Source organism: Micrococcus sp. TCR-5 (genome assembly GCF_052220525.1).
In the GTDB taxonomy this organism is placed as follows: Bacteria; Actinomycetota; Actinomycetes; order Actinomycetales; family Micrococcaceae; genus Micrococcus; species Micrococcus luteus.
In genome coordinates this window covers 311,984-330,785 of the sequence record NZ_JBQPDO010000001.1, presented here as the reverse complement: position 1 = coordinate 330,785, position 18,802 = coordinate 311,984, and the positions used below count along the sequence as shown (strand labels likewise).

Genomic DNA, 18,802 nt, shown 5'->3' with positions numbered 1-18,802 from the left:
CCTCTCTCAGGCGTGGGTCTCGGGGATGATCGCGCCGGCCGGATGGCGGTCGGGCTCGCGCAGGTGCAGGTCGACGATCTGCATGAGTTCGGCCGGGCGCTCGAGGAAGAAGGCGTGGCCGCTCGTCATGGTCGTCAGCCGCGCGTCGTCGATGATGCCGAGCAGCTCGTACTGGTGATGGGGCGGGACCATGATGTCCTCGGCACAGGAGACGATCAGTGTCCGCGCGGTGACGGCGGAGAGACGGTCGGCGACGTCCACGCGGGCGTTCAGGTCCATCTGCCGGGCGGTGAACTCGTCCGCGGTCAGGGAGGCGAGCGCCCCGTCGAGCATGGCCGGGGTCAGGGAGCGCAGGGCCAGCGGGGACAGGCCGCAGAAGGCCGTGTAACGGGCCAGGGCATCAGGGCTCGTGGCGTACAGGTGCCGCCAGACCTCGTTGCGCAGGCGCTGGTGGACATCCGTCGTCGCCCAGCCGGCCACGAGCACGAGGTTCTCCACACGGCGACCGAGGTCGGCGGCCAGCTGCCCGGCCACGACGGCGCCGAGCGAGTAGCCCAGCAGGTCGAACGCGGCGTCGGGGCCGAGGAGCTCGTCGACGGCGGCCCGCACCTGGCCGACCAGCAGGTCGACGGTCAGGTCCGCGGCGGGGTCGGCCGGCGGTGCCCAGTCGACGGCGATGACGCGCGTCCGCGTGGCCATCATCGGGAACAGGTGGCCGAAGTGCGAGGCGGTCGTCCCACCCGTGCCGTGGACCAGCACGAGAGGCCGGTCGAGCTCCCCGGGTGTCACCGAGTCGTGGCAGGTGACGGAGGCACCGTCCACGCTGACGGTGCGCGTGACGGTCGATGCGGTCAGTGGCATGGGGCTCCTTCTTGAAACCGATATGTGGACTATGGGGCCCGACACCTGCGATGTGACGCGCCCTACATTCCCCATCATGGCGCGTGTATTTCTCAGAATGCAAGCAGGCGCGTCAGTCATTTAGTCCATCAGATGGAACTGGCTCCGACGCCGGAGCTGCGGCACGATGGACCGGTGACCCCTATGACCCCACCCACCGGCGTCCTGCCCCGTGCCGCCCTCGTGATGCGCCTGCTGCACGAGGCCGGACCCGCCGGCCTGCGGCTGAGCCAGCTCGTCCAGCGGACGGGTCTGCCCCAGCCCACCGCCCATCGACTGCTGGCCGACCTGGCGGAGCAGGGTGCCGTGACCCGGCGCGGGGCCGCCTATGCGCTCGGTGATCGGTGGGGCCCGGTCGGGTTCGAACCGGTGACGCCGCGGTGCCTGATCGAACGCGAGGCCAGCCGGGCCGTGGTCCAGGCCGCCGCGGACGAGCTGGGGGACACGGTCTACCTGGCGGCACGGGCTGCGGGCGGAGTGGCCTACCTCCTGCGATGCGACGGCGACTCCCCCGTGCGCGTCTTCACCGTGGAGGTCGGCGAGGTCAAGAGGCTTGCCGCCGGGTACGCCGGCATCGCGCTCCTGGCCGCCCTGCCGCCCGAGCGCCGGCGAGCGGAGGTGGACGCGGTCGTCGCCCGGCCTCCCCGCCGCTGGAACCTGACGGATGACGGGGCCCTGCACGACCTGCTGGACACCCTGCTGCGTCAGATGGACGAGCAGGGGTGGTGCGGCGGTGTGCCGGTCGTGCCCGGGGTGGCCGGAGTCGCCTGTGGCGTCCCGGCGCGGATGGGAAGCATCCCCCAGGTGTCCCTCACGGCCTCGGCGGCCGAGCAGCGGATGCCACCGGCACGCGTGCCCGAGGTGGCTGAGGTGCTGCGTGCGGCGGCGACCCGACTGGCCGAGATCGGGGGCTGAGCACGCCGGCCGGCCCGCCCTGACGCGGCCGTCCACGACGCCCGGGCCAGGTGGCACACTGGGGAGCACCGTGCCATGGCCCCCATCACAGGCGCCCGGCCGTGCCGCATCCACCCGACCCCAGGAGGAGTCCGACCGTGACCACCGCCGCCGCCATGAACATCACCCGCGAAGAGGCCGCCGCGCGCGCGGCCGCCCTCACCGTGGACGCGTACGAAGTGAGCCTGGACCTCACCCGCGGAGCGGAGCACTTCCACACGGCCACCACCGTGACGTTCGCGGCCACGCAGGACGCGGTGGGCACCCACACGTGGATCGACTTCGTGGCGGAGCAGGCTCCCACGGTGACCCTCAACGGCGAGGCGCTGGACGTGGCGGACTTCGACGGCGCCCGACTGCGGATCGGCCCGCTGGCGGCGCAGAACACCCTCGTGGTCGACGGGCTCGGGGACTACAGCAACACCGGCGAGGGCCTGCACCGGTTCGTGGACCCCGTGGACCAGGAGGTCTACCTCTACACCCAGTTCGAGGTGCCGGACTCCCGCCGCATGTTCGCGGTGTTCGAGCAGCCCGACCTCAAGGCCGCCTTCCGCTTCACGGTGACCGCGCCGGCGCACTGGGCCGTGGTGTCCAACCAGCCGGAGGCCTCCCGCCGCACCCTTGGCGTCGTGGCGAACGAGGAGAACCCGCAGGGCGTGGACGCCGCGGTCTGGGAGTTCACCCCCACCCCGCGCATCTCCTCCTACATCACCGCGCTCGTCGCCGGCCCGTACGCCTCCGTGCACTCGGAGCTGACCAGCGCCGACGGCCGCACGATCCCCCTCGGCGTCTACTGCCGCGCGTCGCTGGTGGAGCACCTGGACGCGGAGAACGTCTTCGAGCTCACCCGCCAGGGCTTCGAGTTCTTCGAGGCCCAGTACGGCCACGCCTACCCGTTCGAGAAGTACGACCAGCTGTTCGTGCCCGAGTTCAACGCCGGCGCCATGGAGAACGCCGGCTGCGTGACCTTCCTCGAGTCGTACGTCTTCCGCGGGACCGTGCCGGAGGCGCTGATCGAGCGCCGCGCCATCACGATCCTCCACGAGCTCGCCCACATGTGGTTCGGCGACCTGGTCACCATGCGCTGGTGGAACGACCTGTGGCTCAACGAGTCCTTCGCCGAGTTCATGTCCACGCTCGCCGCCGCCGAGAACACGCAGTACACCGGCGCCTGGACCACCTTCTCCTCCATGGAGAAGAACTGGGCCTACCGCCAGGACCAGCTCTCCTCCACGCACCCCATCAAGGCCCGGATCCGCGACCTCGACGACGTGCTCGTCAACTTCGACGGCATCACCTACGCCAAGGGCGCCTCCGTGCTCCGCCAGCTCGTGGCCTGGGTGGGCCAGGAGAACTTCATGGCCGGCGTCCGCGCGTACATCGCCCAGCACGCGTGGGGCAACACCGAGCTGCCGGACCTCATGTCCGAGCTCGAGGCCGCGTCCGGCCGAGACCTGTCCGAGTGGACCCGCCTGTGGCTCGAGACCTCGGGCGTGAACACGCTGCGCACGGAGGTGGAGACGGATGAGGCCGGCACCATCACCGCGCTGCGCCTGCGCCAGAGCGCCCCGGACGGCTCGCCGTCGGCGCCCGGCGACGACGTGCTCCGCCCCCACCGCCTGGCCGTGGGCTTCTACGACGTGGACGAGGCCACGGGCCGCCTGACCCGCACCGAGCGCTTCGAGCTCGACGTGGCCGGGGAGGTGACCGAGGTCGCCGAGGCCGCCGGCCGCCGTCGTCCCGCCGTGATCCTGCCCAACGACGACGACCTGGCCTACGCCAAGCTGCGCCTCGACGACGCCTCGTGGGAGGCCGCGTCCACCCGTCTGAAGGATGTGGACGGCTCCCTGGCGCGCACGCTGCTGTGGGGGGCGGCCTGGGACACCGTGCGCGACGGTGAGGCCTCCGCCGCCTGGTTCGTCGACCTCGTCCTCGCCAACGTCGGCCACGAGCGGGACTCGTCCGTGGTGCAGACGCTGCTGCGCCAGCTCGCGACGGCGATCGGCCTGTACCTGCCCGAGGACCAGGCCGAGGCCGTACGGGTCGCGGCGGCCGACCGTCTGTGGGGCCTCGTCGCGGAGGCCGAGGACGGCTCGGACAACCAGCTGCAGTTCGTCAAGGCGTTCGCCCTGCACGCCCGCACCACGGCGCAGCTGGACCGCCTGGCCGCCCTCGTCGACGGCACCTGCACCGTGCCCGGGCTGGACCTCACCACGGACCTGCGCTGGGAGCTGCTCACCGCGCTGGTGGCGGCCGGCCGCGCCGGGGAGGCCGAGATCGCCGAGGCCGAGCGCGCCGACGCGACCGCCACGGGCGCGCTCGCCGCGATCCAGGCCCGGGCCGCCGTGCCGACGGCCGAGGCCAAGCGCGCGGCCTGGGACCGGGTGATGGCCGGCGAGCTGTCCAACACGGAGCAGCGCCAGGCCCTGATCGGGTTCGCCCGGGCCCACGACGCCGCGCTGATCGCGCCCTTCGCGGACGCCTACTTCGAGGGCGTCGAGGCGATGTGGGACTCCCGTTCTCACGAGATGGCCGAGACCGCCGCGACGCTGGGCTACCCGACCGCCCAGGTCACCCCGGAGATCGCCGACCGCGCCACCGCCCTGTCCGAGCGGCTGGCCGACACCCGCGCGGGGCTGTCCCGCGTCCTCGCCGAGGGCCGGGACGAGACGGTCCGCGCCCTGGCCGCGCGCGAGCACGCGACGACGCACGTGCGTCAGGTCCACGCCGGGGCCTGAACCGGGCGGGGGCTGGTGGGCATTCCACGGAAGATGCCCTCCAGCACCGCCCCCGCCGCCGTCGAGGCGCGGGCTGGCTAGGCTGGAACCCATGAAGCACACCTTCTCCCTGCGCACCGAGTGGACGGGCGACCGCGGCTCGGGCACCTCCGGCGTCCGCGACTACGACCGCTCCGTGGTGATCCAGGACGCCGCCGTCGGCGAGATCCAGGCCTCGGCCGCCCGCCCCTTCCGCGGCGACGACTCGAAGTGGAACCCGGAGACCCTCCTGCTCGGCGCGCTCGCCGAGTGTCACGTGCTCTCCTACCTGCACGTCGCGGCGACCTCCGGGGTCGTGGTCACGGGGATGACGTGCGGGGTCGAGGGCGAGCTCGAGGTGGACGGCGACGGCGCCGGGCGGTTCATCGCGATCACGCTGCGGCCCGAGGTCACGCTGCAGGACGAGGCCGACCGGGAGCGGGCCGAGGCCCTCCACGCCGAGGCGCACCGGCTGTGCTTCATCGCGAACTCGCTCTCGGCCCCGGTCACCATCGAGCCGGTCCGCCCCGAGGCCGTGCCCACCGGCACGCCGACGCTGCCTGACCACTCCGCGCGCCTGGGCGCCCCCCTGGCGGTGCTGCGGCCGCGCGTCGCCAAGGGCCCGTCCCGGGTGACGGGCCTGGCGGAGCGGCCCACCGAGGTCGAGCCGGTGATGCAGGAGGGCACCCCCGCCCCGGTGGAGCAGGTGCGCGCCCGCGACGCCGCGGCGGGCCCCGCCGGTGCAACCCCGGGGACCCCGGCCGCGCCCGGTCAGGCCACCAGCTTCTACGCCGCCGTCGGCGGCCGCCCGACCTTCGACCGGCTGACCGCCGAGTTCTACGCCCGCGTGCGCGAGGACGAGATCCTCGCCCCGATGTATCCGCAGGACGACTTCGAGGGCGCCCAGCGCCGGCTGCTCATGTTCCTGGAGCAGTACTGGGGCGGACCGCGGACGTACTCCGAGGAGCGCGGCCACCCCCGCCTGCGCATGCGACACGCCCCGTACCGGATCGATCCGGCCGCGCGCGACGCCTGGCTGCGGCATATGCGCGCCGCCGTCGACACGCTGGAGCTGTCACCGCTGCACGAGGCCGAACTCTGGGACTACCTGGAGCGGGCCGCCCACTCCCTGCAGAACTCGGCCTGACCGGCCCGCGGGCCGCGCCCCGACATGGGGGCGCGCGCTCACACCGCCATGGCGGGGCGGCCCAGCACGAAGCCGCCGGGGGTGTCCAGGCGCGTCCACGGCCCCGCCGTGCTGAGCCGGGCGCGGCCGCCGGGCCGCAGGAAGCCCAGCGCGTGCGCGCCGAAGGCCATGCCCGCCGGGAACTGCAGCGCCTCGCCCCCGAGCAGGGGCCCCCACATCTGCGCCCGGACCCTGCGGACCAGCGCCTCCCCCGGGTTCTCGGGCAGGGCGTCCCGCACGGCGTCCGCGCCGCGCGTGGCCACCTCGGCCAGCTCCTCGTCGGCGACCTCGGCCACGGGCGTCCAGCCGCCGCGCGGCGGGGTCAGCGCGGTCCAGGTGACGTGCTCGCGGCCCGGCGGCACGGCGAACGCCAGGTCGACGGGGTCCTGGCCGCGCATCCGGGCGGTCCGCTCGGTGACGGATCCCAGGGCGACGACGGCGTCCAGGTCCGCCACGCCGTCGGCGGTCGCCAGGGGCACGGTGCGCAGCCCCAGGACGACGGGCACCCCGTCTCCGAGCCCGGCCGGCTGCAGCACGGAGACCCACTGGGCGAGCATCGGGGTGCGGGAGCGCCCCGCCGCAGGCACGACGTGCAGGCGCATCCCCGTGTCGGCGACGCGACGGGCGCGGGTGGCCAGCTGCTCGAGGTCCCGCACAGCGCGGTCGTCGACGAAGCGGAGGACTGGTGCGGCGGCGGAGTGCTCGGTCATGCAAGCATTGTCCCAGGTCCGTCGCGTCCCGGGCCGCCCCGCCGTCGCGGGGTCCATCCACGTCGAAGGAGCCGTTCGTGCCGCAGCGCCATCCCCGTCCCCGCCCCGGTCGCGCACCGGCCCGCCCGGCCTCGGCCCCGAAGGACCCCACCGACGTGCTGCGCGGGATCCTGGAGCTGACGCCGGCCGCGCCGGACCCGGTGACGGGTCAGGTCCGCTTCACGGGCACGACCCCCCGCCAGACGAACGGCCGGGTGTTCGGCGGCCAGGTGCTCGCCCAGGCGCTGGCGGCCGCCTCCCGCACGGTGCCGGCCGCCCGCCCCGCCCACTCGCTCCACGGCTACTTCATCCGCCCCGGGGACGCGCTGCAGCCCATCACGTTCACCGTCGAGACGCTGCGGGACGGCCGCTCCTTCTCCGTCCGCCGGGTGCTGGCCTCCCAGAACGAGAAGGCCATCCTCGCCCTGACCTGCTCCTTCCAGGAGCCCGCCGGCAGCGCGCTGGACCACCAGGTGGCCATGCCGGAGGGAGTGCCCCGGCCCGAGGACCTGCCCACGACGGCGGACGTGCTGGGCGGCATCAACCACCCCGTGGCCCAGGAGTGGGCCTGGTCCCGACCGTTCGACATCCGCCACGTCACCCCGGCCATCTATGTGGACCCGGCCGCGGAGACCGAGAACCGCAACATGGTGTGGATGAAGACCTTCACGCCCCTGGCGGACGACCCCGCGCTGCACCTGGCGGCGCTCACCTACGCCTCGGACTACACGCTCCTCGAGCCGATCCTGCGGCAGCACGGCGTGGCCTGGATCCAGCCCGGCATGTCCGCGGCCTCCCTCGACCACGCGATGTGGTTCCACCGGCCCGCCCGCGTCGACCAGTGGCTGCTCTACGTCCAAGACTCCCCCAGCGCCCAGGGCGCGCGCGGCCTCGGCACGGGCGCCGTGTTCACCGAGGACGGGACGCTCGTGGCCACGGTCGCCCAGGAGGGCATGGTCCGCCTGCCCGAGGGGGCCGCCGCCCGGCGGGCGCGGGTTCGTGGCGCGGCCCAGCGCATGGCCATGCGGACGGTGCTGCGCCGCAGCTGGCGGCGCTGACCCGGCGGTTCCACGGGGGTGAGGCTGCCGATCGGGCCCTGCCACGGGTGAGGCGGCTCGACGTCCGCGCCGCGCGCGGGCCGTTCATGGCGGCCGATGTGCACTCGTCCCGGCACGACGACGGCCCGTCGCGATCACGTGATCGCGGCGGGCCGTCGTCGGCGCGGCGCCCGGGGGCGCGTCGGCTCAGTCGCGCGTGAGCTTGCGGTGCGTCATCCGGTGCGGGCGGGCGGCCTCGGGGCCGAGCCGATCGACCTTGTTGGCCTCGTAGGACTCGAAGTTGCCCTCGTACCAGTACCAGTTGGCCGGGTCCTCCGCGGTGCCCTCGTAGGCCAGCATGTGGGTGGCCACGCGGTCCAGGAACCAGCGGTCGTGCGAGACGACGACGGCGCAGCCCGGGAACTCGAGCAGCGCGTTCTCGAGGGAGGTCAGGGTCTCCACGTCGAGGTCGTTGGTGGGCTCGTCGAGGAGCAGCAGGTTGCCGCCCTCCTTGAGGGTCAGGGCCAGGTTCAGGCGGTTGCGCTCACCGCCGGAGAGCACGCCGGCCTTCTTCTGCTGGTCCGGGCCCTTGAAGCCGAACGCGGACACGTAGGCGCGCGAGGGCATCTCGACGTTGCCGACCTTGATGTAGTCCAGGCCGTCCGAGACGACCTCCCACAGCGACTTCTCGGGGTCGATGTTGGAGCGAGACTGGTCCACGTACGAGATCTTCACGGTCTCGCCGATCTTCAGCTCACCGCCGTCCAGGGGCTCGAGGCCGACGATGGTCTTGAACAGGGTGGTCTTGCCGACGCCGTTCGGGCCGATCACGCCGACGATGCCGTTGCGGGGCAGGGAGAAGGACAGGCCGTCGATGAGGACGCGGTCCCCGAAGCCCTTCTTCAGGTCCTTGGCCTCGATCACGACGGTGCCCAGCCGCGGGCCCGGCGGGATCTGGATCTCCTCGAAGTCCAGCTTGCGGGTCTTCTCGGCCTCGGCCGCCATCTCCTCGTAGCGGGCCAGGCGGGCCTTGGACTTCGCCTGACGGCCCTGCGTGTTGGAGCGGACCCAGTCGAGCTCCTCGGCCAGGCGCTTGGCGAGCTTGGCGTCCTTCTTGCCCTGCACCTCGAGGCGGGCACGCTTGGTCTCCAGGTAGGTGGAGTAGTTGCCCTCGTACGGGTAGAGGCGGCCGCGGTCGACCTCCGCGATCCACTCCGCGACGTGGTCGAGGAAGTACCGGTCGTGGGTGACGGCGATGACGGCGCCCGGGTAGGAGGCCAGGTGCTGCTCGAGCCACAGCACGGACTCGGCGTCCAGGTGGTTGGTGGGCTCGTCGAGCAGGAGCAGGTCGGGCTTCTCCAGCAGCAGCTTGCACAGTGCGACGCGCCGCTTCTCGCCGCCGGAGAGGTTCGTGACCGGCTCGTCCCCCGGGGGCGTGCGCAGGGCGTCCATCGCCTGCTCGAGCTGGGAGTCGATGTCCCACGCGTCCGCGGCGTCGATGGCGGACTGCAGCTCGCCCATCTCCCCCATGAGGGCGTCGAAGTCCGCGTCCGGGTTCGCCATCTCCTCGGAGATCTGGTTGTAGCGCTGGATCTTGCCGTAGATCTCGCCGACGCCCTCCTGGACGTTCTCGAGCACCGTCTTGGACTCGTCCAGCTTGGGCTCCTGCATCAGGATGCCCACCGAGTAGCCGGGAGAGAGCCGCGCCTCGCCGTTCGAGGGCTCGTCCAGCCCGGCCATGATCTTCAGGATCGTCGACTTGCCGGCGCCGTTGGGGCCGACCATGCCGATCTTCGCCCCGGGGTAGAACGACATGGTGACGTCGTCCAGGATCAGTTTGTCGCCCACCTTCTTGCGGGCCTTGACCATCGTGTAGATGAATTCCGCCATGCGGCCCAGGCTAGTCGGTGGCCGCGGGATTCCACTCATCGTGCCGATCCCGCGACCACCGAGCCCGCTCCCCCTCCGTGCTCCGTGCCGCCCCGTGGTCAGGCGACGCCGGCCGCCGCCGGCTCGCGCCCGGGGGCGCCCGCGTCCGACTCGTCCGGGCCGGGCGAGGCCGGGGCGTCGCCACCCTGGAACCCGTCCGGCAGGCCCGCGCTGAACCCGTCGCCGACCGCGCCGGCCCGCCCGCCCGACGCGTCGTCGTCGCGCGGGGCCGACTCGGGGCGCGGCACGGCCGCGCGCTGGCTGCGCTGGAACGCCGCCGAGCCGAAGCCCAGGTCCAGCCCGACGGCGTCCGCCACCACGTCCACGGACGTGCCGGAGCGCTCGCCCGAGGACCAGTCGCGGACCCGGAGTCGACCGGTGACGATCACGGGGTTGCCCTTCTTCACGGACTGGGCGGTGTTCGAGCCGAGCTGGCCGAACGCCGAGATGCTGTACCAGTTGGTGTGGGCGTCCACCCACTCGGCGGTCTCGCGGTCGAAGCGCCGCTCGGTGGTGGCCAGGCGGAAGCCGGTCACGGCGGCCCCCGATGCGGTGTGGCGGGTGGCGGGGTCCGTGGCCACGAAGCCGCGCACGGTGATGAGGTCCTGCATGGTGTGCCTCCTGGGCTGGGCCCCGGTGGGCGCCGGGGCGAGTCGTCGGCGCATCGGCTGATCCGCCATGGCCAGACAACCCCACCGCGGGGCACCCCGGCAGGATCGGGGCCGGTCTGGGGACGCGCGGAGGTCCCCGGGCGACTGTGCAGGAGCCGACGGCGCCGCGGCCGGCGGCCGTTAGACTGACACGGCCCAGCCCCAGTAGCTCAGCTGGACAGAGCAGCGGCCTTCTAATCCGCCGGTCGGGGGTTCGAATCCCTCCTGGGGCACCCAGACCAGGGGCGGAGCCGTCCGAGCACGCCCGACGACCGCCCGAAGGAGACCGTCCTGGACCGTCTGCGCTCCTGGCTCCGCGCCCCGCGACCCGCCGTCCCCGAGGTCCGTGTGACCCGTCGCGAGGGCGTCCAGCTGGCCGCCCTGCTCGTCGCGGCCGCGGCCCTGTACGTGACGCACTCCTTCCTCCGGTACGCCACCTACGAGGCCAAGGGCTACGACCTGGGCATCTTCGACCAGGTGGTGCGGCAGTACGCGCTGTTCAACGCCCCCCTCAGCTCCGTCAAGGGCGTGGACTTCCACATCCTCGGCGACCACTTCCACCCGATCCTCGCGCTGCTGGCGCCCTTCTACTGGGTATGGCCGGACCCCCGCATGCTCGGCGTGGTCATGGCGCTGGCCCTCGCCGCGTCCGCCGTGCCGGTGTACCTGTTCGCCCGTCGTCGCGCGGGACACGGGGTGGCCCTGGCCGCCGTCGCCGCCCTGCTGCTCTCCTGGCCCTTCCAGGCGATGGTGAACTGGGACTTCCACGAGGTCACCCTCGGCGTGCCGATCCTCGCCTGGCTCGTGTGGGCCCTGGACGGGCAGCGGGCGTGGCTCGCCACCGGCCTGGCGGCGCTGCTGCTCACGGTCCGAGAGGACATGGGCGTGACCCTGCTGGCCGTGGCCCTGGTGATGGCGATCCGTCGCTTCTGGCCGCAGGCCGCGGTCACCGCCGTGCTGGGCGTGCTCGGCTACTGGTTCGCCACGTCCGTGGTGATCCCCCACTACTCCCCCACCGGCGCGTTCGGCTACTGGCAGTTCACCGCCCTGGGCCCGGACATGCGCAGTTCGGTCCTGTTCCTGCTGACCCAGCCGTGGAACGCCGTCGCGGTGCTGTTCGACCACCCGCTGAAGGTGGCCCTCTGGCTCCTGCACTTCGTCCCGCTGCTGTTCCTGCCGGTCCTGAGCCCGCTCACGCTGATGGCCCTGCCGATCCTGCTCTCGCGGCTGTTCAACGACCGCCTCAACGTGTGGGCCCCCGTGTACCAGTACGACGCGATCCTCGCCCCGCTGCTGCTCATGGCCGCGCTCGAGGCGGCCCACCGGCTGGCCGGACGCCGGGACACGCTGCGCCGGCTGCCCGCCGTCCTCGTCTCCGCGGCACTGGCCGCCGGTCTGATCGGCACCGCGTTCTTCCCGCAGGTGTACCCGCTGCACCGCACGATCGCCGGCGACATGACGATGACGCAGCACGCCCGCGACCTCGACCACGCGGTCGGGCTGATCCCGGACGGGGTGTGCGTCGAGGCCGCCGACAACGCCGTGCCGCACCTGACGGCCCGCACCCACGTCGGGCTGCACGGGGACATCGGCGACGAGCTGGCCACGTGGATGATCGTGGACACCTCGGTGCCCGAGCTCGGCGGCTGGGACCCCCTCACCCCGGAGCAGGCGCTGGCCCGCGCCGAGCGGCTCGGCTTCGAGCGGGTCTGGTCCGCGGGCGACGTCGTCGTCCTGCACCACCCGGACCGCGCGGTCTCGCCCACCTGCACGACGTACCTCGAGCACCGCTGAGCGGAACCCCACGGCGCCGGCGGACCCGCTCCGCCGTCAGCGGCCCGCGGACTCGCCGAGTGGCTGCAGGCCGAGTCCGGCCGGGGGCAGGAGCAGTCGGTCACGGGCACCGGTGAAGACGCCGGCGTGCGGGTCCTCGGCCACCCCCGGGGCGATCTCGGGGGCCCCCTGGTCGAGTGCGGTGCGGCGCACCGGGTCGCGGACGGGGTCCAGGATGTCCTTGACCACCGTGGTCATGAGCCACACGAGGGCGACGATGTGCGCCACGATCCCCGAGGCATACCAGGCGGTGATCCACCAGGCGCCGCCGGCGAACGCCCCGTCGGAGGTGATGCGCGCCGACTCCATCCACACCCCGCCCCAGTGGTAGACCTCCACGGCCTGCCAGATCCAGAACGCGCGCCACCGCGGCGTCGCGAGGACCACGAGCGGGATCAGCCACATCACGAACTGCGGCGAGTACACCTTCCCCCACAGGATGAAGGACGCCACGATCAGGAAGCACAGCTGGGCCATGCGCGGACGGTGCCGCGCCGCGAGGGCGAGGTAGGCGATCCCCACGCAGCACACCAGGAACAGGCCGTTCTGAAGCGTCGTGAACGTCTCCCCGGACCATCCTGTCCAGGCCAGCGCCAGCCAGGTCGAGGAGAAGGAGACCGCGCGGTCCCCCGAGAACGTGTAGAAGCGCGACCACTGGTCGAACGCCGTCAGCATGAACGGGAGGTTCACCGCGAGCCAGGCCGCGGCCCCGGCCAGGGCCGCCTTCACGAACCCGGCCCAGCGGCCCGTGCGCAGCGCCAGCACGAAGATCGCGCCGAAGAAGAACAGCGGGTAGAGCTTCGTGGCGGTGCCGAGCCCGATGAGCAGGCCGGCGAGGGTCGGACGGCCCGCCGTCCACGCCCACAGGGCCAGGGCGGCCAGCATCACGGCCCACAGGTCCCAGTTGAGCATCGAGGTCAGGATGATCCCCGGGGCCAGGGCCACGAGCAGGGCGTCCCGGGAGCGACCGCGCGCGGTGTACGCGGTCGCGACGACCAGCACGATCCAGCACAGCACCACGCCGATCGCGTTCACGTCGAAGTAGGTCACGGTGCGCTCGTGCAGGTCGCCGGAGGCGGGCACGAGCCACATGGTCACACCCGCGACCACGGCCAGCAACGCCGGGTACTCCATCCACTGCTCGGGCGGCAGCGGCGTGTAGAAGGGGAAGTGGCCGTCCGAGAGGCCCCGCGTGGGGAACAGCTGGGCGAAGTCCGAATAGCACATGTGCGCGTGCACGCCGGGGGCCGCCCAGCCGTTCACGCGGCACCACTGCTTGGTCAGCACGCCGACGGCGGCGGCCACCACGGTCAGGCCGACGAGCAGGCCGACCCAGCGGCCGCTCGGACGGGACGGGGCGGGACTGCGGGGGTGGGAGGTCACGGTCTCTCCTGGGGGATGCGGGTGGACGAGGAGGCGGGGTGCGCGGCGGTCGACGGCGGCCCGTCGGGCGGCGCGTCCGGCGGCACGCCCGCCTCCGGAGGCGTCGGCGACGCCGCCGCGGCCCGCGGCTCGACCACCTCCAGGGGAGGACGCCGCCGCCCGGGGAACAGGGGCGCGGTGACGGGATCGCGGTGGATGATCCATCCGATCCCCGCGAGCATCAGGACCAGGGTGAACACGCGGACGGCCAGGACCGGCAGCCACTGCGCCACGGAGAGCTGGTCCACCACGCCGACGCCGGTGAGCAACAGGACCGCGAGCGCGGTGACCCACCCGAGCCAGCGGGGATGGTCGGCGCCCCACGGCAGCGGGCGGAGGGCGCACGCCAGCAGCGGCAGGACCCAGAGCAGGTACCACGGCTGGACGATCGGGGCGGTGGCGACGGCCACCACGAGCACGGCCGCCGCGCTGAACACCGGGTCCAGGGGCCGGCGGCGCAGGGCCAGCCAGGCCGTGAAGCCGAGGGCCGACACCGTCATCGCGGTGTAGAAGGCCGCGGCCACGTCGCGCGCCCCCAGGGGCGTCACGGCTTCGACGACCGCGCCGAGCAGCAGGCCGAGCAGGCCCACGGGGGCATACGGGAACGCCGCGTCCCCGCTCGTGAGCATGGCCGGGACCCAGCCGAACCAGAGGCCGGAGCCGGCGCCGAGGATCGTGAGGACGGCCAGGGAGATCACCGCCGTCGTGAACCACGGGCCGAGCCGGTCCCGCCGGCGCAGGCGCGGATCGGCCGCGCGGAACCGGGCCCAGCCGGTGGGCAGGAGCAGGGCCACGAAGGGCAGCACCAAAGCTGTCAGGGGCTTGATCGCAACGGACAGGGCGATCAGCACGATCCCCCACAGCGCATGCACGCGGCGGCGGGGCGGGCGGACCATGAGCAGGATGCCCGCGAGCATCAGCCCCGACATCAGCGCGTCGTTGTGGGCGCCGGCGATCATGTAGAGCAGGAACAGTGGGTTCGCCACGGCCACCCACGTGGCCCACACCCCGCATCGGCCCGCGACGGCGGCCAGCCGCGGCACCGCCCACAGGCACAGCGCCAGGCCCGCGAGCGCCAGGAGCCGGAACGCCGTGACGGAGAGCTCGATGTTGCCGCCCGTGGCCCGCCACGTCGTCTCGGCGAACAGCAGGAACAGCGGCCCGTAGGGGGACGGGGACTCGGCCCAGATGGAGTCCGCTCCCTGCATGAACCAGCCGGGCAGGGCGGACACGCCCTGGGAATACGGGTCGAGACCCGACGCGAGGAGCCGGCCCTGCTGGAGGTAGGAGAACACATCGCGGGAGAAGATCGGCAGCGCGAGCATCAGCGGGGCGGACCACCACCAGGCGGCCCGGGCCACCAGGCGGCCGTGCTCCTCCCAGCGGCCCCGCAGCGCGCGCCCCAGCTCGAGCCAGGATCGGACGAGGAGCAGCGAGCCGGCGGCCAGCAGCACGGTGCTGAGCAGCACGCCGGGAAGGTAGACCCGCAGCGGGTTGAGCAGGGTGGTGCCGGAGAACACCGAGTCGGGCGTCATCGGCAGCCACCCCACGCCCCAGGAGCCCACCGTGATGAGCACGGACGCCCACGTGCCCCGGCGGACGGCCGCCTCCGGCTCGGGCTGCGCCGCCACGCGGCTCGGACGGGGCCCTCGGGCGCCGGTCGTCGCGGGGGCGGCGGGCCTCACTCCCCCGGCTCCACGGGTCGAGGGGCGCCACGGAGCCGGGCCAGGCCGGCGCGCACGGCGGGGCGCACGTGCCAGTGGTCCTTCACGAACCGGCTGGTGCGGCGGTCCACGACGAGGATCCACAGCAGACACACGGCGGAGACGATCAGGGACACGGCCTTGACCTGGTCCGCGATGTCCAGGAACTGCCAGGTGAAGAGCTGGTCCGACGCGCCGAACGCCAGGAAGTAGCCGACCGTGAACACGACCCACTTGATCTGCCAGTTGTCCCGGATGCCGATCACGGCGAAGAACGGGAGCAGCCACAACAGGTACCAGGGCTGGATGATGGGCGAGAGGATCACCAGCGCGGTGAACGCCCAGGTCATGCGCGTCATCACGCGGTCCTGGCGGCCGAGGAACATCAGGGCCAGCACGATGAGCACCGAGAGCACGCGTCCGGCGGTCTTGTACACCCCCTCGACGGCCTGCACGTCCGCCCCCTGCCCGAGGAGCTCGCTCGCCCCCACCGTGATGAGGGACAGCATGCCGATCGGCCCCCACGGCACGGTGCCCGTGCCCGTGCCGACCATCACGGCCACCCAGCCGAAGCCGAAGCCGTTGAGCACGCCCACCAGGGCCATGAGGCCGAAGGAGATCCCGGCGGTGAGGGCCCAGAAGGCGAACCGGCGCGGCCATCGGGCCGTCGGGCCGGCCCACAGCAGGCCGATGAACGGGAGCAGCACGAGGGTGATGGGCTTGATGCCCAGGGATAGGGTGACCAGCACGACGCCGGCCACCCCCCACGCGACGGACTGCCCGGGCCGCTGGGGGCGGAGCGGATGCCCGGCGCGCAGCGCGCACCACGTGCCGGCCAGGGCGAGGCCGACCATGAGGGCGTCGTTGTGCCCGGACGCGACGAAGCTGATGGTGAAGAGCGGGTTGGCGACGCTGATCCACTGCGCCCACGCATCGTTGACGCCCATCCTGCGGGCGAGCAGCGGCACGAAGACCATGATCAGCGCGACGCCGGCCACCGCCACCAGGCGGAACAGGAAGATCGCCAGGTCCGGGTTCATGTCCCCCGAGATCGCGACGACGGCCTGCTCGATCCACAGGAAGATCGGACCGTACGGGGTCTCGGAGTCCGCCCAGGTGGCGTCCGCTCCGAGCTGGAACCAGTTGGACAGCGAGGAGATCGTGTCCACGTAGGGGTCCTGCCCCGCCTCCATGAGACGGCCCTGTCCCACGTAGGCGAAGATGTCCCGGCTGAAGATCGGCAGGGCCACGACCTGGGGCAGGCACCACAGGACGGTGGCGAGGTTGACCGTGCGCAGGGCGCCGCGACCGAAGGGGCGGATCGTCTGGCCCAGGCGCAGCCAGGCCCAGAACATCACCCAGCAGCCGAGGGTGAGGAGCGCCGCGCCGGCGAGCACGCCGGTCTCCTGGGTGCGCCACGGGATCAGCCACTGCCAGCGATTGATCGGGGAGGCCGAGGCCAGCCAGCCGACGGAGTACGAGCCCACCACCAGGAGGAGGGAGCCGAGGGTCCCCACGAGGATGGGCCACCAGTCCGCACCGGCGACCTGGGGGTCCGTGCGGAGGCCGCCGACGCCGACGTACTCCGGCCGGTGGGCCGTGGACCCGGACGGACGCGGGGTCGACACGCTCATGCGACGGGTCCTTCCGTGCGGTCCTGCGAGGGCGCGCGAGGGCGCGGCTCGCTCGAATCTACCATCGTGACACGCGAGTAGCCTGGGGGCATGAGCGAGACGAGCACCCCCACGCCGGAGAGCGCCCCCCTGGTCTGGATCGACTGCGAGATGACCGGCCTGCACCCCCAGGTCGACGAGCTCGTCGAGGTGGCGGTGCTCATCACGGACGCCGAGTTGAACATCCTGGACGAGGGCATCGACCTGGTGATCCGTCCCTCCGAGGCGGCCCTCGAGCAGATGGACCCGTTCGTCCGGGACATGCACACCACCTCCGGCCTGCTGTCGGAGCTGGCGGAGGGCCTCGAGCTCGACGACGCCGCCGCGCGCGTGCTCGAGTACATCGCCGCCCGCGTGCCCGCCGGCAAGGGCCTGCTGGCCGGCAACACGGTGGGCCAGGACAAGCTGTTCCTCGCCCGCTACATGCCCGCCGTCGTCGACCACCTGCACTACCGGATCGTGGACGTGTCCACCGTGAAGGAGCTGGCCCGCCGCTGGTACCCGCGCGCCTACTACCAGGCCCCCGCCAAGACCGGCGGCCACCGCGCCCTCGGGGACATCAAGGACTCCATCACCGAGCTGCGCTACTACCGGGCCGCCGTCATGGCCCCCGCCCCCGGCCCCACCACGGAGGAGGCCCGCGCCATCGCGGAGGTGGTGTCCGGGGCGCAGGCCTGAGCAGGCACTCCCGGCCCTAGTGCCCCGATTCGGCGCTGCGCGGGATCTCGTGTACTGTGGACCCCGCTGCGCCGCGCGGATCCGTCCGTGTGAAGCAGGCATGGTGGGCGTAGCTCAGTCGGCAGAGCGTCTGGTTGTGGTCCAGAAGGTCGCGGGTTCAATCCCCGTCGCTCACCCCACCCGAAGCCCCCGGAATCCTTACTGGTTCCGGGGGCTTTCTCGTTCCCTCATCGTGTTCGTGGTTGCGTCCATGGTTGTGTTCGGCACCCCGCGGGGCCGGAGCGGCCTCCGCGTGAGCGACGGGACCGAGGAGAGCGAGTCATGGCAACCATCAGCACGCGCACGTCGAAGAAGGGCGTGACCACCTTCCGGGTGGGCTACTACGAGCGCGGCCGCTTCCGGCAGATGCCAGCCATGCTCTCCGAGACGGGGGCGCTCCGCATCAAGGCGATCATCGAGGACCCCGCCCAGGGCCCGGACGTCGCCCGCTCGAGGCCCACGCCGACGGCACCGAGGACGTACCCACGCTCGCCCAGTGCCTCGACCGCTACGTCTTGGCCCGCGCCGTTCACTGCAGCGAGGGCACCCTGGCCGGCTACCGCCGCGAGGCCGCCCGCACCGCGCGCCCGCGGGTCTGCCCCCCGCACGCCGCGTGACCACAGGGTAGGCGGCGGTCGCCACGGGGTCCTCGGAGAGCGTGGCCACGCACATCGCCAGCGCCGTCCCCCGCAACCTGACCAGGTGCTCAGCGGCCCGGTCACGCGCGGCCCCACAGCTGCAGCACCATGTGGTCACGAACGGACAGGTGGCCGGCGCGGCCATCCTCGCTGACCTACCCGACTGGGCGGCGTTCTCCATCGCTGTCGGCCTCTCCGTCGTCGGCATGGTCCAGCCTGGCCTTCGCTGGGCGGCCCAGAACGCGACCGTGCCGGTGGGCGACGTCGTCGAGATCCGCGAGGGCTCCGACGTCGGCGCTGGCTCCCGAACGACTAGGTGGCCGAAGGCTCGTTCGTGCGCGAACTCGGCCGCAGCCCTCGCCATCGCGTCACCGACTGACCGGCCCCACGACGAAGCGCCCCCGTCCTCCCTTCAAGGGAGTGCGGGGGCGCTCTCGTGCGTCTGGGTCAGGCCGAGCGGCGGCCGCGCCGTGTCTCGGTGGTCTCGCCAGTCTTGGAGGAGGCCAGCTTCACCAGGAGCGCGTCAGCGCGCCGGAGGGTCTCTCGCTTAGCGGCGTCGCGGACGAAGACCTTCTGCCCGCCGCGGCTATGAACGGTCACGTAGGCGCTCGAGTCGCGGGGGCGGGGCGCGTTCGACGAGAGCTGGGCAGTCATG

At 72.9% G+C, this 18,802-nt stretch carries 15 protein-coding genes, 2 tRNA genes and 1 pseudogene; 9 read left to right on the top strand and 9 right to left on the bottom strand.

The window, feature by feature from the left end; all coding sequences use genetic code 11:
- Positions 1 to 6: 6 nt before the first annotated feature.
- Positions 7 to 861 (bottom strand): alpha/beta fold hydrolase, encoded by an 855-nt coding sequence (locus ACTSKS_RS01555; RefSeq protein ID WP_181816363.1) that lies wholly within the window; start codon positions 859 to 861, stop codon positions 7 to 9.
- A gap of 183 nt (positions 862 to 1,044) precedes the next feature.
- On the opposite strand from ACTSKS_RS01555, the gene ACTSKS_RS01550 reads away from it, so the two are divergent.
- The 4 genes and pseudogenes from ACTSKS_RS01550 to ACTSKS_RS01535 all read left to right on the top strand — a co-directional run bounded on the left by ACTSKS_RS01550 (position 1,045) and on the right by ACTSKS_RS01535 (position 5,757).
- Positions 1,045 to 1,815 (top strand): IclR family transcriptional regulator, encoded by a 771-nt coding sequence (locus ACTSKS_RS01550; protein WP_250162096.1) that lies wholly within the window; start codon positions 1,045 to 1,047, stop codon positions 1,813 to 1,815.
- A gap of 155 nt (positions 1,816 to 1,970) precedes the next feature.
- Positions 1,971 to 4,592, top strand: coding sequence for an aminopeptidase N (pepN, locus tag ACTSKS_RS01545; protein WP_442927229.1), 2,622 nt, complete (start codon positions 1,971 to 1,973; stop codon positions 4,590 to 4,592).
- 91 nt (positions 4,593 to 4,683) lie between these two features.
- Positions 4,684 to 5,115, top strand: a pseudogene (locus tag ACTSKS_RS01540) (OsmC family protein); the annotation flags it as partial.
- 168 nt (positions 5,116 to 5,283) lie between these two features.
- Positions 5,284 to 5,757 carry a globin gene (locus ACTSKS_RS01535; protein WP_250162097.1) on the top strand — a complete coding sequence of 158 codons (474 nt, stop codon included), beginning with the start codon at positions 5,284 to 5,286 and terminating at the stop codon, positions 5,755 to 5,757.
- A gap of 38 nt (positions 5,758 to 5,795) precedes the next feature.
- Here the strand turns inward: ACTSKS_RS01535 and ACTSKS_RS01530 are convergent, their stop codons facing one another.
- Positions 5,796 to 6,506, bottom strand: coding sequence for a hypothetical protein (locus tag ACTSKS_RS01530; protein ID WP_250161886.1), 711 nt, complete (start codon positions 6,504 to 6,506; stop codon positions 5,796 to 5,798).
- A gap of 77 nt (positions 6,507 to 6,583) precedes the next feature.
- Here ACTSKS_RS01530 and ACTSKS_RS01525 point away from each other — a divergent pair, with 77 nt between their 5' ends.
- On the top strand, positions 6,584 to 7,603 hold the full coding sequence (locus tag ACTSKS_RS01525; RefSeq protein WP_442927218.1) for an acyl-CoA thioesterase: 1,020 nt from the start codon (positions 6,584 to 6,586) through the stop codon (positions 7,601 to 7,603).
- Positions 7,604 to 7,789: 186 nt separating this feature from the next.
- Here ACTSKS_RS01525 and ettA read toward each other — a convergent pair whose 3' ends face one another.
- Both ettA and ACTSKS_RS01515 read right to left on the bottom strand, forming a co-directional pair.
- Positions 7,790 to 9,472, bottom strand: a complete 1,683-nt coding sequence (ettA, locus tag ACTSKS_RS01520) for an energy-dependent translational throttle protein EttA (protein WP_442927217.1) — start codon at positions 9,470 to 9,472, stop codon at positions 7,790 to 7,792.
- A gap of 98 nt (positions 9,473 to 9,570) precedes the next feature.
- Entirely contained in the window at positions 9,571 to 10,122 is a 552-nt protein-coding gene (locus tag ACTSKS_RS01515; protein ID WP_036381125.1) for a single-stranded DNA-binding protein, read from the bottom strand.
- Between the two features lie 198 nt (positions 10,123 to 10,320).
- Between ACTSKS_RS01515 and ACTSKS_RS01510 the strand changes: the two genes are divergently transcribed.
- Positions 10,321 to 10,394: transfer RNA gene (locus tag ACTSKS_RS01510), tRNA-Arg, on the top strand.
- 115 nt (positions 10,395 to 10,509) lie between these two features.
- Positions 10,510 to 11,955 carry a DUF2079 domain-containing protein gene (locus ACTSKS_RS01505; RefSeq protein ID WP_061867776.1) on the top strand — a complete coding sequence of 482 codons (1,446 nt, stop codon included), beginning with the start codon at positions 10,510 to 10,512 and terminating at the stop codon, positions 11,953 to 11,955.
- Between the two features lie 36 nt (positions 11,956 to 11,991).
- Here the strand turns inward: ACTSKS_RS01505 and ACTSKS_RS01500 are convergent, their stop codons facing one another.
- From ACTSKS_RS01500 to mptB (ACTSKS_RS01490), 3 genes are read right to left on the bottom strand one after another with little or no spacing between them, the layout of a single operon-like run.
- The gene (locus tag ACTSKS_RS01500; protein WP_036316843.1) at positions 11,992 to 13,377 is read right to left on the bottom strand and encodes a glycosyltransferase family 87 protein; all 1,386 of its coding nucleotides are present in this window, start codon (positions 13,375 to 13,377) and stop codon (positions 11,992 to 11,994) included.
- Positions 13,374 to 15,047 carry a polyprenol phosphomannose-dependent alpha 1,6 mannosyltransferase MptB gene (mptB, locus tag ACTSKS_RS01495; protein ID WP_223247532.1) on the bottom strand — a complete coding sequence of 558 codons (1,674 nt, stop codon included), beginning with the start codon at positions 15,045 to 15,047 and terminating at the stop codon, positions 13,374 to 13,376. Before mptB (ACTSKS_RS01495) ends, ACTSKS_RS01500 begins: the two co-directional genes overlap by 4 nt.
- Positions 15,048 to 15,097: 50 nt before the next feature.
- Positions 15,098 to 16,753 (bottom strand): polyprenol phosphomannose-dependent alpha 1,6 mannosyltransferase MptB, encoded by a 1,656-nt coding sequence (gene mptB, locus ACTSKS_RS01490; RefSeq protein ID WP_442927216.1) that lies wholly within the window; start codon positions 16,751 to 16,753, stop codon positions 15,098 to 15,100.
- Between the two features lie 90 nt (positions 16,754 to 16,843).
- Between mptB (ACTSKS_RS01490) and orn the strand changes: the two genes are divergently transcribed.
- Both orn and ACTSKS_RS01480 read left to right on the top strand, forming a co-directional pair.
- A complete protein-coding gene (gene orn, locus ACTSKS_RS01485; RefSeq protein ID WP_036384868.1) occupies positions 16,844 to 17,470 on the top strand; it encodes an oligoribonuclease in 627 nt (208 codons plus the stop codon).
- Positions 17,471 to 17,573: 103 nt separating this feature from the next.
- Positions 17,574 to 17,649 (top strand) — tRNA-His (locus tag ACTSKS_RS01480).
- Positions 17,650 to 17,668: 19 nt separating this feature from the next.
- Here the strand turns inward: ACTSKS_RS01480 and ACTSKS_RS01475 are convergent.
- Complete coding sequence (locus ACTSKS_RS01475) at positions 17,669 to 18,292, bottom strand: DUF3263 domain-containing protein (protein ID WP_442927228.1); 624 nt, start codon at positions 18,290 to 18,292, stop codon at positions 17,669 to 17,671.
- A 302-nt stretch (positions 18,293 to 18,594) separates the two neighbouring features.
- On the bottom strand, positions 18,595 to 18,801 hold the full coding sequence (locus ACTSKS_RS01470) for a hypothetical protein (RefSeq protein ID WP_036384866.1): 207 nt from the start codon (positions 18,799 to 18,801) through the stop codon (positions 18,595 to 18,597).
- Position 18,802 lies beyond the last annotated feature (1 nt).